This is a genomic window from Burkholderia sp. Bp9004 (assembly GCF_003858025.1).
In the GTDB taxonomy this organism is placed as follows: Bacteria; Pseudomonadota; Gammaproteobacteria; order Burkholderiales; family Burkholderiaceae; genus Burkholderia; species Burkholderia diffusa.
In genome coordinates this window covers 305128-319158 of record NZ_QTQD01000002.1, presented here as the reverse complement: position 1 = coordinate 319158, position 14031 = coordinate 305128, and the positions used below count along the sequence as shown (strand labels likewise).

At 67.2% G+C, this 14031-nt stretch carries 15 protein-coding genes and 1 tRNA gene; 9 read left to right on the top strand and 7 right to left on the bottom strand.

Features of this window, described 5'->3' with window-relative positions:
- Window positions 1–10: 10 nt before the first annotated feature.
- Genes DIE08_RS03705 through DIE08_RS03695 form a run of 3 tightly spaced genes read right to left on the bottom strand, consistent with a single transcriptional unit; the run spans window position 11 to window position 2998 of the window.
- A complete protein-coding gene (locus tag DIE08_RS03705; protein WP_059692230.1) occupies window positions 11–754 on the bottom strand; it encodes a phosphoadenylyl-sulfate reductase in 744 nt (247 codons plus the stop codon).
- Window positions 751–1293 (bottom strand): DUF934 domain-containing protein, encoded by a 543-nt coding sequence (locus DIE08_RS03700; protein ID WP_124901031.1) that lies wholly within the window; start codon window positions 1291–1293, stop codon window positions 751–753. Before DIE08_RS03700 ends, DIE08_RS03705 begins: the two co-directional genes overlap by 4 nt.
- Window positions 1294–1318: 25 nt before the next feature.
- Window positions 1319–2998, bottom strand: a complete 1680-nt coding sequence (locus DIE08_RS03695; protein ID WP_124901030.1) for a nitrite/sulfite reductase — start codon at window positions 2996–2998, stop codon at window positions 1319–1321.
- Between the two features lie 214 nt (window positions 2999–3212).
- Between DIE08_RS03695 and DIE08_RS03690 the strand changes: the two genes are divergently transcribed.
- From DIE08_RS03690 to DIE08_RS35480, 4 genes are all read left to right on the top strand, one after another.
- On the top strand, window positions 3213–4154 hold the full coding sequence (locus tag DIE08_RS03690; RefSeq protein WP_009689198.1) for a CysB family HTH-type transcriptional regulator: 942 nt from the start codon (window positions 3213–3215) through the stop codon (window positions 4152–4154).
- 64 nt (window positions 4155–4218) lie between these two features.
- Window positions 4219–5376 carry an ABC transporter substrate-binding protein gene (locus tag DIE08_RS03685; RefSeq protein WP_124901029.1) on the top strand — a complete coding sequence of 386 codons (1158 nt, stop codon included), beginning with the start codon at window positions 4219–4221 and terminating at the stop codon, window positions 5374–5376.
- Window positions 5377–5468: 92 nt separating this feature from the next.
- Window positions 5469–5553: transfer RNA gene (locus tag DIE08_RS03680), tRNA-Leu, on the top strand.
- Window positions 5554–5718: 165 nt separating this feature from the next.
- Window positions 5719–5889 (top strand): hypothetical protein, encoded by a 171-nt coding sequence (locus tag DIE08_RS35480; RefSeq protein WP_179955272.1) that lies wholly within the window; start codon window positions 5719–5721, stop codon window positions 5887–5889.
- 249 nt (window positions 5890–6138) lie between these two features.
- Here DIE08_RS35480 and DIE08_RS03670 read toward each other — a convergent pair whose 3' ends face one another.
- The 3 genes from DIE08_RS03670 to DIE08_RS03660 all read right to left on the bottom strand — a co-directional run bounded on the left by DIE08_RS03670 (window position 6139) and on the right by DIE08_RS03660 (window position 8715).
- Entirely contained in the window at window positions 6139–7068 is a 930-nt protein-coding gene (locus DIE08_RS03670) for a LysR family transcriptional regulator (protein ID WP_124901028.1), read from the bottom strand.
- Between the two features lie 179 nt (window positions 7069–7247).
- Window positions 7248–8021: an SDR family oxidoreductase gene (locus tag DIE08_RS03665; protein ID WP_059603913.1), complete on the bottom strand. Its 774-nt coding sequence runs from the start codon at window positions 8019–8021 to the stop codon at window positions 7248–7250.
- A 193-nt stretch (window positions 8022–8214) separates the two neighbouring features.
- On the bottom strand, window positions 8215–8715 hold the full coding sequence (locus DIE08_RS03660) for a DinB family protein (RefSeq protein ID WP_124901027.1): 501 nt from the start codon (window positions 8713–8715) through the stop codon (window positions 8215–8217).
- A 195-nt stretch (window positions 8716–8910) separates the two neighbouring features.
- Between DIE08_RS03660 and DIE08_RS03655 the strand changes: the two genes are divergently transcribed.
- Both DIE08_RS03655 and DIE08_RS03650 read left to right on the top strand, forming a co-directional pair.
- On the top strand, window positions 8911–9627 hold the full coding sequence (locus DIE08_RS03655) for a pseudouridine synthase (RefSeq protein ID WP_124901026.1): 717 nt from the start codon (window positions 8911–8913) through the stop codon (window positions 9625–9627).
- 105 nt (window positions 9628–9732) lie between these two features.
- A complete protein-coding gene (locus tag DIE08_RS03650; RefSeq protein ID WP_059682071.1) occupies window positions 9733–9921 on the top strand; it encodes a hypothetical protein in 189 nt (62 codons plus the stop codon).
- Here DIE08_RS03650 and DIE08_RS03645 read toward each other — a convergent pair.
- Window positions 9904–10941 carry an NAD-dependent epimerase/dehydratase family protein gene (locus DIE08_RS03645; protein WP_124901025.1) on the bottom strand — a complete coding sequence of 346 codons (1038 nt, stop codon included), beginning with the start codon at window positions 10939–10941 and terminating at the stop codon, window positions 9904–9906. The two genes, DIE08_RS03650 and DIE08_RS03645, sit on opposite strands and share 18 nt — an antisense overlap.
- 105 nt (window positions 10942–11046) lie before the next feature.
- Between DIE08_RS03645 and DIE08_RS03640 the strand changes: the two genes are divergently transcribed.
- The 3 genes from DIE08_RS03640 to DIE08_RS03630 all read left to right on the top strand — a co-directional run bounded on the left by DIE08_RS03640 (window position 11047) and on the right by DIE08_RS03630 (window position 14026).
- Entirely contained in the window at window positions 11047–12078 is a 1032-nt protein-coding gene (locus DIE08_RS03640; protein ID WP_124901024.1) for a CDP-6-deoxy-delta-3,4-glucoseen reductase, read from the top strand.
- Window positions 12079–12372: 294 nt separating this feature from the next.
- Window positions 12373–13557 carry an acetylornithine transaminase gene (locus tag DIE08_RS03635; protein ID WP_124621558.1) on the top strand — a complete coding sequence of 395 codons (1185 nt, stop codon included), beginning with the start codon at window positions 12373–12375 and terminating at the stop codon, window positions 13555–13557.
- A gap of 13 nt (window positions 13558–13570) precedes the next feature.
- On the top strand, window positions 13571–14026 hold the full coding sequence (locus DIE08_RS03630; protein WP_124901023.1) for a GNAT family acetyltransferase: 456 nt from the start codon (window positions 13571–13573) through the stop codon (window positions 14024–14026).
- The last annotated feature ends 5 nt before the right edge of the window (window positions 14027–14031 follow it).

Genomic DNA, 14031 nt, shown 5'->3' with positions numbered 1-14031 from the left:
TTGTCGGCTTTCAGTGCGCGGCGCCGGCTTCGGCATTCGCGGGAATCGGCGTGATCGTGATGTGCAGCCCGCATTCCTTCGTGTCGCGTGACTCCCACCACCAGCGGCCCGCCCGGCTGTCCTCGCCGGGGCGAATCGCGCGCGTACACGGCTCGCAGCCGATGCTCGGGTAACCGCGCGCATGCAGCGGGTTGACCGGCACGTCGAACGCCTTCAGGTACGCCCATACATCGGCTTCCGTCCAGTCGGCGAGCGGGTTGTACTTCGCGATCCCGCGCGCTTCGTCCTGCTCTTCCTCGTGCAGCTCGGCACGCGTGACCGACTGCTCGCGACGCTGGCCCGTGACCCACGCGCCGACGTCGGCCAGCGCGCGGTTCAGCGGCTCGACCTTGCGGATGTGGCAGCACGACTTGCGCAGCTCGACGCTTTCGTAAAACGCGTTCAGGCCGTGCTCGGCGACGTACTGGTCGACCGCGTCCTGGCGCGGGTGAAACTGCTCGATCTCGTAGCCGTAGCGCTCGCGCACGCGGTCGATCATGCCCAGGGTTTCCGCGTGCAGGCGGCCGGTGTTCAGCGAGAAGATGCCGATCGACACGCCCTTCGACAGGATCGCGTGCGTGAGCAGCATGTCTTCCGCGGCGAGGCTGCTCGCGAACTTCACCTTCTCGTGGCGCGCGCCGATCTGCGCAAGCAGTGCGTCGAGGCGCTCGACCTTCGCGGCGAGTTCCGGCGTCAGTGCGGTCGCGGTGCTCATGCGTTCACCTTGGCGTCGGCCGCGGCGTCGCGGCGGCGGAACAGCGGTGCCGGCTCGTCGAACGCGCCCTGGTAACGCTGCGTGAATTCCGTGAACGCATTCAGCGCGTCGCGGATGTCCTTGTCGGCACGCACCGCGAATGCGTCGAAGCCGCAGCGCGACATGTACAGCAACTGGTCACGCAGCACGTCGCCGATCGCGCGCAGCTCGCCGGTCCAGCCGTGGCGCTCGCGCAGCAGGCGCGCGATGCTGTATCCGCGGCCGTCCGCGAAGCGCGGGAAATCGACGGCGATCAGCGAGATCGTGCCGAAATCGGCCACGAGATCGGCCGGCTCGCTGTCCGGCGCGAGCCACACGCCGAGTTCGTCCTTCGTCTTCGCGGCGACGAGCGCCGCGCGCTCGGCCTGCCACAGGGCGAACGGCACCAGCACCTTGCCGGCCGGCAACGCGTCGACCGCGGGCAGCGCACCGTCTTCCGCCGCGCGCACGACCTGCCATGCGTCGTCGATCACTGCGCGGTTCTTGATAATCGAAGCCATCTGCAAATTCCTTCTAGCCGGTTGGTTACGCGTTCACTGCCTGGCGCGCTGCATACACGCGCTCCTTGAACGGTGCGATGCCGATGCGGTCGTACGTGTCGATGAAGCGCTCGCCGTCGATGCGCGCCTCGACGAACGTGTCGATCAGCTTCGCGATCACGTCCGGCACTTCCTCCGCGGAGAACGACGGCCCGATCACGCGGCCGAGGCGCGCGCCGTTGCGGCCCGTGCCCTGCTCGCCGCCAAGCGACACCTGGTACCACTCGGCACCGTCCTTGTCGACGCCGAGGATGCCGATGTTGCCGACGTGGTGGTGACCGCACGAGTTCATGCAACCGGAAATGTTCAGCGACAGGTCGCCGAGGTCGTACACGTAGTCCAGATCGTCGAAACGTTGCTGGATCGCCAGCGCGATCGGGATCGACTTCGCGTTCGCGAGCGAGCAGAAATCGCCGCCCGGGCACGCGATGATGTCGGTCAGCAGGCCGACGTTCGGCGTCGCGAAACCGGCCGCCTTCGCCTTTTCCCACAGCGCGAACAGGTCGCGCTTCTTCACGTTGGCGAGGATCAGGTTCTGCTCGTGCGACACGCGCAGTTCGCCGAACGAGTACGCGTCGGCCCAGTCGGCCACCAGGTCCATCTGCGCGTCGGTCGCGTCGCCCGGGGCCACGCGGTGATCCTTCAGCGACAACGTGACGGCGGCATAGCCCGGCACCTTGTGCGGCGCGACGTTGCGCTCGACCCAGCGCGCGAACGCCTTGTTCTCGAGCAGGTGCTGTTCGAACGACGCGTCGGTGTCGGCGAGCTTCTCGTAGACGGGAGGCTTGAAGTATTGCGACACGCGGTCGAGTTCGGCCTGCGTGAGCGTCGACGGGCCGTCCTTCAGGTGCTGCCACTCTTCCTCGACCTGCTGCGCGAACTTCGCGGGCGACAGCGCCTTCACGAGGATCTTGATACGCGCCTTGTACAGGTTGTCACGGCGACCGTAGCGGTTGTACACGCGCAGCACGGCTTCGCAGTAGGTCAGCAGGTGCTGCCACGGTAGGTCTTCCTTGATCACCGCGCCGACGATCGGCGTGCGGCCGAGACCGCCGCCCGCGAGGATGCTCGCGACCACTTCGCCCTGTGCGTTCTTCTTCAGGTACACGCCGAGGTCGTGGATCTGCACGGCCGCGCGATCGTCCTTCGAACCGGACACCGCGATCTTGAACTTGCGCGGCAGCCATGCGAATTCGGGATGGAACGTCGACCACTGGCGCAGGATTTCCGACCACGGACGCGGATCGATCTCCTCGTCCTGAGCGACGCCGGCGAACTGGTCGGCCGTGATGTTACGGATGCAGTTGCCCGACGTCTGGATCGCATGCATCTGCACCGACGCGAGCTTCGCCAGGATCTCGGGCGTTTCCTCGAGCTGGACCCAGTTGAACTGGATGTTCGAGCGGGTCGAGAAGTGGCCGTAGCCGCGGTCGTGTTCGCGGGCGATGCGCGCCAGCATGCGGAGTTGCTCGCTGCGCAGGTTGCCGTACGGAATCGCGATGCGGTGCATGTACGCGTGGCGCTGCATGTACAGGCCGTTCTGCAGGCGCAGCGGACGAAACTCGTCTTCGCTCAACTCGCCCGACAGGCGGCGGCGCACCTGATCGCGGTACTGCGCGACTCGCTCGTCGACGATCGTCTGGTCGTACTGGTCGTACTGATACATTCGGGGACCCCAGGGTTTTCGTGGTGACCGCGCGACGTCCTAGCCACGTCGCGCCCGAATCTCCGTTCCGCCGTCACCGCCACCATCCGCTGCCGGGTGGATTGCTAATGACGAAAACAGATATCCATATTTGAAAAACTCCGGTGAATCGTAATAAACTCGCCTTATATTTCAAACGACTAAAAAATTCTGTTGATATGCGGAAGGGTTATAAATGAACCTGCACCAATTTCGCTTCGTGCGCGAGGCCGTCCGGCAGAATTTCAACCTCACCGAGGCCGCCAAGGCGCTCTACACGTCGCAACCAGGGGTATCGAAGGCGATCATCGAGCTCGAGGACGAGCTGGGCGTGGAGATCTTCACGCGGCACGGCAAGCGCGTGCGCTCGCTGACCGAGCCGGGCAGGATCATCCTCGCGTCGGTCGAGCGGATTCTTCAGGAGGTTGAGAGCCTCAAAAGGGTCGGGAAGGATTATGCGGCGCAGGATCAGGGCAACCTGACCATCGCGGCGACCCACACGCAGGCCCGCTACTCGCTGCCCGCCGCGATCGCCGAATTCAAGAAGCGCTTCCCGAAGGTGCACCTGTCGATCCTGCAGGGCAGCCCGACGCAGGTCGCCGAGATGGTGATCCACGACCAGGCCGATCTCGCGATCGCGACCGAGGCGATCGCCGACTACAAGGAACTCGTGTCGCTGCCCTGCTTCCAGTGGCACCACGCGGCCGTCGTGCCGGCCGACCATCCGCTGCTGGAGCGCAAGCCGGTCACGCTGGACGATCTGGCGCAGTATCCGCTGATTACGTACGACGACGCGTTCGCGGGCCGCAAGAAGATCAATCACGCGTTCGCGCTGCGCGGGCTGTCGCCGGACATCGTGCTCGAGGCGATCGACGCCGACGTGATCAAGACCTACGTCGAACTCGGCCTCGGCGTCGGGATCATGGCCGACATCGCGTTCAATCCCGAGCGCGACCGCAACCTGCGGCTGATCCCGGTCGGCCACCTGTTCGGCAGCAACGTGACGCGCGTCGCGCTCAAGCAGGGCGCCTACCTGCGCAGCTATGTGTATACGCTCGTCGAGCTGCTGTCGCCGACGCTGAACCGCAAGCTGATCGAACAGGCGCTCAAGGGCGAATCCGAATCGTACGAACTCTGAGCGGCGTGTATAACCACGGGGGCGCATATCGCGCCCCTTTTTGCTGTCCGACGGAGAATCCCGCATGACGCTTCCCGCCCTGTTGCGCCGCGCCGCCGGCGCCGCCCTCGTGCTCGCCTGCGCGGCCGCGCATGCCGACCTGAAGGTCGGCGTCGACCTGTCGTCGACCGGCCCGGCCGCCGCGATAGGCATCACCAGCAAGAACGCGATCCTGATGTGGCCCAAGACGATCGCCGGGCAGCCGCTGCAGGTGACGGTGCTCGACGACGCGTCCGATCCGGGCGCCGCCGTGCGCAACATCCGCAAGCTGGTCGACGAGGATCAAGTCGACGTCGTGGTCGGGCCGAACATCACGCCGGCCGCGCTCGCGGCGCTCGACGCGGTGGCGGCCGCGCAGACGCCGATGATCACGCTGGTCGGCTCCGGCGCGATCGTCGAGCCGCAGGAAGGCGCGCGGACCTGGGCATTCAAGATGGCGCAGAGCGATAGTGCGATGGCCGACGTGATGACGCGCTACATGGCCAACCACGGCGTGAAGACGGTCGGCTTCATTGGCTTCGCGGACAGCTACGGCGACAGCTGGCTGAACGAATTCACACGCTTCGCCGAAGTCCGCAAGATCCGCGTGATCGCGACGGAGCGCTTCAACCGCACCGACGCAAGCGTCACCGGCCAGGCGCTGAAGCTGATCGCGGCGAAGCCGGACGCGATCCTGATCGCGGGCTCGGGCACGCCGGCCGTGCTGCCGCAGCGCACGCTGATCGAGCGCGGCTACAAGGGCGCGATCTACCAGACGCACGGGATCGCGACGCCGGAATTCATCAAGCTCGGCGGCAAGGACGTCGACGGGACGCTGTTTCCGACCCAGCCGGTCGTCGTCGCGCGCACGCTGCCGGCAGACCATCCGGCCCGCAGGGCCGCGCTCGCGTTCGTCGATGCATATGAAGCGAAATACGGTGCCGGCACCGTCACGCAGTTCGCTGGCGACGCGGCGGGCGTGTACCCGCGCCTCGTCGACGCAGTCGGCCGCGCGCTCAAGACCGCGCAGCCCGGCACGCCGGCCTTCCGCGCGGCGCTGCGGCGCGAGCTCGAACGCGCGCACGAGCTCGTCGTGCCGAACGGCGTCGTCAACACCAGCAACAAGGATCATGTGGGGCTCGACCAACGCGCGAGCGTGATGGGGATCGTGAAGCACGGCCAGTTCGTCTACCTGAGCCAGTAACACGGCGGCCGCCGGAAAACTTGCCCGGTGCCCCGTTTTCCGCCATAATTTGCGTTTCGCCGCGCACAATCGCATGCGCGGCCAGGATCAAAGCCCAGGTGGTGAAATTGGTAGACGCAGGGGACTCAAAATCCCCCGCCGCAAGGCGTGCCGGTTCGATTCCGGCCCTGGGCACCAGTATTTCGCAGCGTCATGCGCTGCACCTGTCGAAACCCGCGCAAGCTCACCGCTTCGCGGGTTTTTTGTTTTTTCCCGCGCGTTTTTCCCGCGCGCATCGCACACTGCAACGCGCGCCCTCCCTCGGCAGTCCAAGTATCAGGACACGCAAGCACGGAGGCCCCCATGTCCACGCGCGTCCTCTTTTCGAGCCGGATTGCCCGAGGCATGCTCGTCGCGCTGCTGTCGATCATGCTGGGCGGATGCGACCTGCTCCGCCAGCCACCCGTGCCCGAATGGCCCGGGCCGCATGCGCCCTACCCGTTCCCGGACAACATTCCCCACCGCACCGAGTGACCGGCTCGACCGATCTCGCCCCCACGCGTGCACCGCGCGTTCAGCCCTGCTCGCAGAACCGCGGGTCGCAAAGCGAGTCGGCGCGAAGCCGCGCAACGCCGGGCGAGCACGCGGTAGCCGCGCGCGGCCAGCGTTTCGACCACGGCTTCCCAGCCGACCGGGCTGAAGGCGCGCGCCGGCCGCAACACCGCAATACCTGTCGAATGCCGCCGTCGATCGCAGTCGGCGCGGGCGGGCGCGGCGCCCTTTTCAGTCGCCGGTCGCGGTCGCGCCCTTGTCGTTCAACGCATCCGCCATCAACTCCGCGAACCATTCGATGAACGCGTTGAGCCGTCTCGACCGGTGCCGGCGATGCGGATAGACGGCCGACACGTCCATCGGCGCGGCCCGATGGCCGGGCATCACCTCGACCAATGCCCCGCTGTCGAGCAGATGCACGACGTCGAAGCGCGGAATCTGGATCAGCCCCATCCCGGCAATGCAGCTCGCGATATAGGTTTCGGCGTTGTTGACGGTCACACGGCTCGGCAGCGCCAGTGTGTGGTGGCTGCCGTCCGCGCAGTATTCCCAGCGGAGCTCGCGGCCGGTCGTCGGTGACGCATAGCCGATCGCCCAGTGCCCGTGCGCGAGCGCATCGGGGTGCTCGGGCACGCCGCATTCGCGCAGGTAGTCGGGGCTCGCGCAGTTGATCAGCGCGAACTGCCCGAGCGGCCGCACGACGAGGCTGCTGTCCGCGAGCCGCCCGACCCGGATTGCGCAGTCGACGCCCTCCTGCACGAGATCGATCGAGCGGTCCGTCGAGCCGAGCGACAGTTGCAGCTTCGGGTAGCGGCGAAACAGCGACGGCAGCGCGGGCGCGATCACTCGGCGCGCGATCCGGCTCGGCACATCGACGTTCAGCCGCCCGATCACGTCGCGATCGCGGCGCCGGAACAGCCGGTCGAGCTCGTCGGCTTCCGCGAGCAGGCGCCGGCCGCGCTCCAGCAGCAGCGCGCCGTCGGCCGTCAGCTGCACCTGCCGCGTCGTACGGTGCAACAGGCGCGTGCCGAGCGCGGCCTCGAGCTGCTGGACAGCGGCCGACACCGTCGCGCGCGGCACGTCGAGCGCATGCGCGGCCTTGATGAAGCTGCCCATCTCGGCAACCTGAAGGAAGATTCTGACCTGATCCAGCTTGTCCATCGGCGGGCGGAAAACGTGGGTTCGGACGACCGTCACCGCCAAGCGCCGCGCGTCGCGGCCGATCCCGGCGGCACAGAAAAAACGGGCGCGCGGCCTTGTGCCCGCGCGCCCGCCCATTGTCCATGCAAACGGTCCATTGCGGATCGCCGCGCGCACGCGACGACCGCCGGCACGGCCCGTTACTTGGTCGTATAGCCGCCGTTGATCAGGATCGTCTGGCCGGTGATCCACCAGCCGTCGGTCACGAGATGGCGGATGAACGGCACGACGTCCTCGATATCGGTGAGGCCCGTCTTGCTGAACGGCGACAGCGCAGCCGCCGTCTTGTGATACGCGACCGCGTCGGCGCCCTCGGCCGGGTAGAAGAACGGCGTGTCCATCGGGCCCGGCCCAACCGCCGTCACCGAGATGCCGCGCGCGCCATATTCTTTCGATGCCGCGCGCGTGAAGTGCTCGACGGGTGCCTTCGATCCTTCGTAGGCCGCGTAGAACGGCGTGAACGCGCCGAGCAGCGACGTCACGAGCGTGACGAGCTTGCCGTGATCCTCGAGATGCCGCCCCGCTTCCTTGATGAAGAAGAATGCGGACTTGCTGTTTACCGCGAACATCTCGTCGTATTCGGCCTCGGAGATTTCGGTGATCGGCTTCTTCAACACCTTGCCGACGGTATTGATCGCAATGTCGATCTTGCCGAAGCGCTGCTTCGCGTCGCCGAACAGCTTCTCCACCGCGGCGGCCGTCGTCAGGTCGGCCTGGAACGTCGCGGCTTGCGCGCCGGCCGCGCGCACGGCGGCGGCCGTCTCTTCGGCCTGCGCCTGCGACGCCGCGCTGTTGTAGTGAATCGCCACCGCCTTCGCGCCGTGGCCGGCCAGATCCCGGGCGATCAAGCCGCCGAGATTCTTGGCGCCACCGGCGATCAGGACGACCTTGTCTGCGAGCGTGTGAGTAGCCACGGTTGACTCCTTTTTGCGTTGAATGAAGCTAGGAGTGTAGGCACGCGCGACGCGCCGGTCAGCCGGGCATGGCTGGATGGATTATCCAGAAAAACGATCCAATCAGGCATCCGGAATGGTGGGCTGCCCCACCGACAGGGGCGGCGAAATCTGCTGGACGCGACACGTCGCACGGCCACCGCCCACGCGCGAGTCAGCGTGCGTAAAGCGCCGCGTCGATCTTGCCGAGCAGCCACTGCATCCCGGCCAGATGCTGCTGGTCGTGGCTGCACAGATAATGAACCAGGCCGCGCACGGTCAGCGCGCCATAGCCTTCGAACTCGCCGGTGCGAGCAAGCTGCTCGGGTGTCAGGCGCGACACGAGGTCGAGCGTCTCGCGCCGCGCGTCGCGAATCGCCGCGAGCACGGCGGATGCGTACGCGGCGTCATAGCGGCGCTCGATCGCGAGCGCCTCGCCGTCAACCGACACGAGCAGCGGATGATCCTCATCGAGCATCCGCCTCAACCGCACGTGGTAGCCGTCGATCTCGATGTCGCGCACGTGGCAGAGTTGCCCAAGCGGCGAGAAGTGCTCGCTCGGGATGCCGTTCCAGTCGTCGGGGGTCCAGCGTGCATAGCCGTCCGGCACGGCGGCGAAATGGGCTTCGAGCTGGCGGGGAAAATCGGCGAGTGCATCGAGCGTCGTCGGATTCATGCGGCAAACTCCGTGTCGGATGAGAACGGTGGCAGCCCTCGCACGGACCGGCCGCCGCCCTGGCGCTACTTCACGCTGACACCGTCTTTCCGTGAAGAAGGAACGTGCGCCGCGTCGCGCGCGGCGCTCCGCAGCTTACCAGCGCGGGCGGGTTCGTGCCGACGCCGGCGCGCCGCTTGATAGAATGCGCGCGCTATGGATCTCGAAAGCATTCTCTACACGCAGGGCTTCGGCTCGCGCCGCCAGTGCCGCGGACTGATCGAAACGGGCCGCGTCACCGTCGCGGGCGCGAGCGCGACCCACCCCGACGCGTCGTTCGACACCGACGGCCTCGTGTTCACGGTCGACGACACCGCCTGGCCGTTCCACGCCCGCGCGTATCTCGCGCTCAACAAGCCGGCCGGCTACGAGTGCTCGCGCGAGCCGCAACACCATGCGAGCGTGTTCAGCCTGCTGCCCGCGCCGCTCGTCGCACGCGGCGTGCAGTGCGTCGGCCGCCTCGACCAGGACACGACGGGCCTGCTCCTGCTGTCCGACGACGGCCAGTTCGTGCACGCGTACACGTCGCCGAAGCGCAAGGTGCCGAAGACCTACGTCGCGACCGTGCGCCACCCGCTCGACGACGCCCAGCTGGACGCGCTGCGCGCCGGCGTGCAGCTCCACGGCGAGCCGAAGCCGATCGCGGCGGTCGCCGCCGACGCGCGCGACACGCATGCGCTCGCGCTGACCGTCCTCGAAGGCAAATATCATCAGGTGAAACGCATGGTCGCCGCGGCCAGCAACCGCGTCGAGGCGCTGCACCGCGAAAGCATCGGCGGCTTCACGCTGCCGGACGACCTGACGCCCGGCGCATGGCGCTGGCTCGGGGAAGACGACCTTTCAGCACTGCGCCATTCCGTCAAAACCCTGTAAGGGAAAATCCGCATGACCGTTCGGTGTCCGGCCGCGTCGCGGCCGCACGATCCCCCGCTATACTGAAATCACAAGCTGTACGAGCAGCGATGCAGGGGAGACATCATGAACATCAACCATTCTTTCGAACTGTCGTACGTGACGATCGCGTTCGCGATCGTGGGTGCCATCGTGATCGGCGGGCTGCTGGCCACGATGCACATGAAGCACAAGTATCATCCGAACCTGATCGGCGCGCTGATCGGCGCGTTGCTGTGCTTCCTGCTGATCGAGGCGTTACCGGCGCTGACCTGACGCGCCGCGTGGCGCGACCGTTTGAAGGAATTCGTCTACGGTCGGATAGCGCAACGTCACGCACAATTCGGCTTTGAGCCGCGCATTGGACAGGCGCCGCGACTCGCGCATGAACGACAGGAGCGTCGGCTCGAGCCGATGCTCGGCGTCCGCGCGACTGATCCGCGGCGGCAGCGGCAGGCCGAACGCCTGCGCGACCCGGTCGAAATACTCTCCCATCCGCAGTTCGCTGTCGTCCGACGCGTGCACGGCGCGCGCCGGCTTGCCGCGCACGGCCACGCGCCGCAGGATCGCCGCGAGATCGTCCGCGTGGATATGGTTCGTGTAGACGTCGTCGGCCGCGTCGAGCGCCGGCGTGCCGCGCTCGAGCCGCGCGAGCGGCAGCCGGTTCGCCGCATAGATGCCGGGAATGCGCACGATGCGCGCGGACAGCACGCCGCGCACCGTCGCCGCCCGCAACTGACGCTCGGCCGACACGCGCCGGAACGCGCGCGGATTCGCGGGGCGCAGCGGCTGCGTTTCGTCGATTCGCGCCCCGCCGCAATCGCCGTATACGCCCGTCGTGCTGGCGTAGACGAGCGTCGGCGCGCGAAGGGCGTCGGGTACAATACGCGCTGCCCGCACCGGCGTGCCGGCCTGTCGGGTCGCGGCACGCAGCGTGCGGAGCCGGCCGACCGACGACACCGGCGGTGCGGATGGCCGCCGTGCAGGCACGGACAATGCGGCGATCAGCGCGCGGGTGCGGCGATCGTCGCGGCCGTCGGATTGCGGCGGCGCGAGATGCAGGATCGTGCGGGCGAGCCCCGCGAGACGTCCGAGCGTCGCCCGGCGATCGAGGTCGCCGACGATCGGCGTCGCGCCTGCCGCGCGCAATTCGTCGCGGCGGCCCGGATGGCTCGTCAGCGCGACAATGCGCAGGTTGCGGCGCGCGGCGCGCCATTGCGCGACGCAGCGCAGGCCGACGTCGCCGCAGCCGACGATCAGTACGCGCGGCCGGCGCAGGATTCGAGTCGCGATCATGTTGGTTGCGAAATCAGTAGCCACCGTTGCGCGGCGCGCAACGGGTTTGCATTGTAGCTGCCGTGCCGACATGCACGGTCCCCACATTTTGTTCTATTTGGTTCTATGGCATTCAACGTTACTCTCAAGCAAAGCGGCCGGCAGTTCCAGGTCGAGTCGGACGAAACCGTGCTGGCGGCGGCGCTGCGCCAGAACGTCCATCTGCCGTACGGATGCAAGAACGGCGCGTGCGGCTCCTGCAAGGGCCAGATCGTGTCGGGCCAGATCGAACAGGGCCCGCACGCCGCGTCGGCACTGTCCAACGACGAACGCACGCGCGGCCTCGCGCTGCTCTGCTGTTCGAAGGCGCAATGCGACCTCGAGATCGACGTGCGCGAAATCGCCGGCGTCGACGGCGTGCAGGTGAAGAAGCTGCCGTGCCGGATCGCGGCGCTCGAGCGCCGCGCCGACGACGTGATGATCGTGAAGCTGCAGTTGCCCGCCAACGAGCGCCTGCAATACCTCGCGGGCCAGTACGTCGAGTTCATCCTGAAGGACGGCTCGCGCCGCAGCTACTCGATGGCGAATGCGCCGCACGAGGAAGGCCCGATCGAGCTGCACATCCGCCACATGCCGGGCGGCAAGTTCACCGACCACGTGTTCGGCCCGATGAAGGAGCGCGACATCCTGCGCTTCGAAGGCCCGCTCGGCACGTTCTTCCTGCGCGAGGATTCCGACAAGCCGATCGTGCTGCTCGCGTCCGGCACCGGCTTCGCGCCGATCAAGGCGATCATCGAGCACGTCAGGCATTCGGGCATCACGCGCCCGATGACGCTCTATTGGGGCGCACGCCGCAAGAAGGACATCTACCTCGGCGAGCTCGCCGAGCAATGGGCGCGCGAGATCCCGAACTTCAAGTACGTGCCGGTGCTGTCCGAGCCGGACGACGCCGACCAGTGGACCGGCCGCACCGGCTTCGTCCACCGCGCGGTGATCGAGGACCTGCCCGATCTGTCGGGCCACCAGGTGTACGCATGCGGCGCGCCGGTGATGGTCGAATCCGCGCAGCGCGACTTCACCCAGCACCACGCGCTGCCGGCCGACGAGTTCTACGCGGACTCGTTCACGAGCGCCGCCGATCTCGCGCATCCGGTCTGAGCACCGGGCGCGCCCGCGTCCCCTCCTGCGCGCCGCCGTGACACATTCGTGGCATCGCGGCGGTTTACAGTGGGGCGCGGGATGCCTTATGCTTGCGCACATGAACCGCTTCCTGTCCGCTCTCCGACGTCGCCGCTCGCCGCTCCGCCCGGATGCCGCCGGCTCGTCACGGACTCGCGCGTAACCCTCCTCCGCTTCACCGGTTACGCACAAGCTGTTCGACCTACCAGCCACGGCCTCCCGTGGCTTTTTTATTGCCCGTTTCCCTTTCAACGTCCGCTGGAGTCTGCTGTCATGCCCCTGAACGATTACCCGATCGACTCGCTGATGTACATCACGAACCGCCCCGACATCGTGTTTACGCACGGCAAGGGTTCGTGGCTCTACGATCACACGGGCAAGCGCTATCTGGACTTCATTCAGGGCTGGGCCGTCAACAGCCTCGGCCACTGCAACGACGGCATCGTCGAAGCGCTGAAGACGCAGGCGGAAAAGCTGCTGAACCCGTCGCCCGCGTTCTACAACGAGCCGATGGCGAAGCTCGCGGGGCTGCTGACGCAGCACAGCGTGTTCGACAAGGTGTTCTTCACGAACAGCGGCGCGGAAGCCAACGAAGGCGCGATCAAGCTCGCGCGCAAGTGGGGCCGCAAGTTCAAGAACGGCGCGTACGAGATCATCACGTTCGACCACAGCTTCCACGGCCGCACGCTCGCGACGATGTCGGCCAGCGGCAAGCCGGGCTGGGACACGATCTACGCACCGCAGGTGCCGGGATTCCCGAAGGCCGAGCTGAACGACATCAACTCGGTCGAGAAGCTGATCACCGACAAGACCGTCGCGGTGATGCTCGAGCCGATCCAGGGCGAAGGCGGCGTGATTCCGGCGACGCGTGAATTCATGCAGGCGCTGCGTGCGCTGACGAAGCAGCACGACCTGCTGCTGATCGTCGACGAAGTGCAGAGCGGCTGCGGCCGCGCGGGCACGCTGTTCGCGTACGAGCTGTCCGGCATCGAGCCGGACATCATGACGCTCGCGAAGGGCATCGGCGGCGGCGCACCGCTGGGCGCGCTGCTGTCGAAGGCCGACGTCGCTGTGTTCGAGGCCGGCGACCAGGGCGGCACCTACAACGGCAACCCGCTGATGACGGCGGTCGGCTATTCGGTGATCTCGCAGCTCGTCGCGCCCGGTTTCCTCGAAGGCGTGCGTGAGCGCAGCGAATACCTGAAGCGCAAGCTGCTCGAGCTGTCGGAGGAGCGCGGTTTCGAAGGCGAACGCGGCGAAGGCCTGCTGCGCGCGCTGCTGCTCGGCAAGGACATCGGCCCGCAGATCGTCGAGAAGGCGCGCGACATGCAGCCCGACGGCCTGCTGCTGAACGCGGCGCGCCCGAACCTGCTGCGCTTCATGCCCGCTCTGAACGTCACGACCGAGGAAATCGACCAGATGATGGCGATGCTGCGGTCGATTCTCGACACGCTCTGAGGAGACCGCCGCGATGGATGCCGCCGCCGAGGCTGTTGCTATCCGCCCGTTCGAACGCGACGACACCGATGCCGTGCTCGCGGTTTGGCGCGACGCGTTCCCGCACTACGACGAAGCCGACGCGCCGCCGCACCGCGATCCGCTGCGATCGATCGAGCTGAAGCTCGCGACGCAGCCAGAACTGTTCTTCGTCGCGACCAGCGGCGCGCGGGTCGTCGGCACGCTGATGGCGGGTTTCGACGGTCATCGCGGCTGGCTTTACTCGTTCGGCGTGTCGAACGATGCTCGGCGACTCGGCATCGGCCGCGCGCTGATCGCGCATGCGGAACGCGCGCTCGCCGCGCGCGGCTGCCTCAAGATCAATCTGCAGGTACTGCCTGGCAACGACGATGCGTGCCGCTTCTATGCGGCGCTCGGTTATCGCGTCGAGGAACGCATCTCGTTCGGCAAGACGCTGCCGGCCGCCTGACGCCG

What these genes read in the sequence shown, in the direction of transcription:
- DIE08_RS03690 (WP_009689198.1), top strand. Translation starts at nt 3,213, where the DNA reads ATGAACCTGCACCAATTTCGCTTCGTGCGCGAGGCCGTCCGGCAGAAT.
- DIE08_RS03645 (WP_124901025.1), bottom strand. Translation starts at nt 10,941, where the DNA reads ATGATCGCGACTCGAATCCTGCGCCGGCCGCGCGTACTGATCGTCGGC.
- DIE08_RS03685 (WP_124901029.1), top strand. Translation starts at nt 4,219, where the DNA reads ATGACGCTTCCCGCCCTGTTGCGCCGCGCCGCCGGCGCCGCCCTCGTG.
- DIE08_RS03640 (WP_124901024.1), top strand. Translation starts at nt 11,047, where the DNA reads ATGGCATTCAACGTTACTCTCAAGCAAAGCGGCCGGCAGTTCCAGGTC.
- DIE08_RS03670 (WP_124901028.1), bottom strand. Translation starts at nt 7,068, where the DNA reads ATGGACAAGCTGGATCAGGTCAGAATCTTCCTTCAGGTTGCCGAGATG.
- DIE08_RS03695 (WP_124901030.1), bottom strand. Translation starts at nt 2,998, where the DNA reads ATGTATCAGTACGACCAGTACGACCAGACGATCGTCGACGAGCGAGTC.
- DIE08_RS35480 (WP_179955272.1), top strand. Translation starts at nt 5,719, where the DNA reads ATGTCCACGCGCGTCCTCTTTTCGAGCCGGATTGCCCGAGGCATGCTC.
- DIE08_RS03700 (WP_124901031.1), bottom strand. Translation starts at nt 1,293, where the DNA reads ATGGCTTCGATTATCAAGAACCGCGCAGTGATCGACGACGCATGGCAG.
- DIE08_RS03655 (WP_124901026.1), top strand. Translation starts at nt 8,911, where the DNA reads ATGGATCTCGAAAGCATTCTCTACACGCAGGGCTTCGGCTCGCGCCGC.
- DIE08_RS03660 (WP_124901027.1), bottom strand. Translation starts at nt 8,715, where the DNA reads ATGAATCCGACGACGCTCGATGCACTCGCCGATTTTCCCCGCCAGCTC.
- DIE08_RS03650 (WP_059682071.1), top strand. Translation starts at nt 9,733, where the DNA reads ATGAACATCAACCATTCTTTCGAACTGTCGTACGTGACGATCGCGTTC.
- DIE08_RS03630 (WP_124901023.1), top strand. Translation starts at nt 13,571, where the DNA reads ATGGATGCCGCCGCCGAGGCTGTTGCTATCCGCCCGTTCGAACGCGAC.
- DIE08_RS03635 (WP_124621558.1), top strand. Translation starts at nt 12,373, where the DNA reads ATGCCCCTGAACGATTACCCGATCGACTCGCTGATGTACATCACGAAC.
- DIE08_RS03705 (WP_059692230.1), bottom strand. Translation starts at nt 754, where the DNA reads ATGAGCACCGCGACCGCACTGACGCCGGAACTCGCCGCGAAGGTCGAG.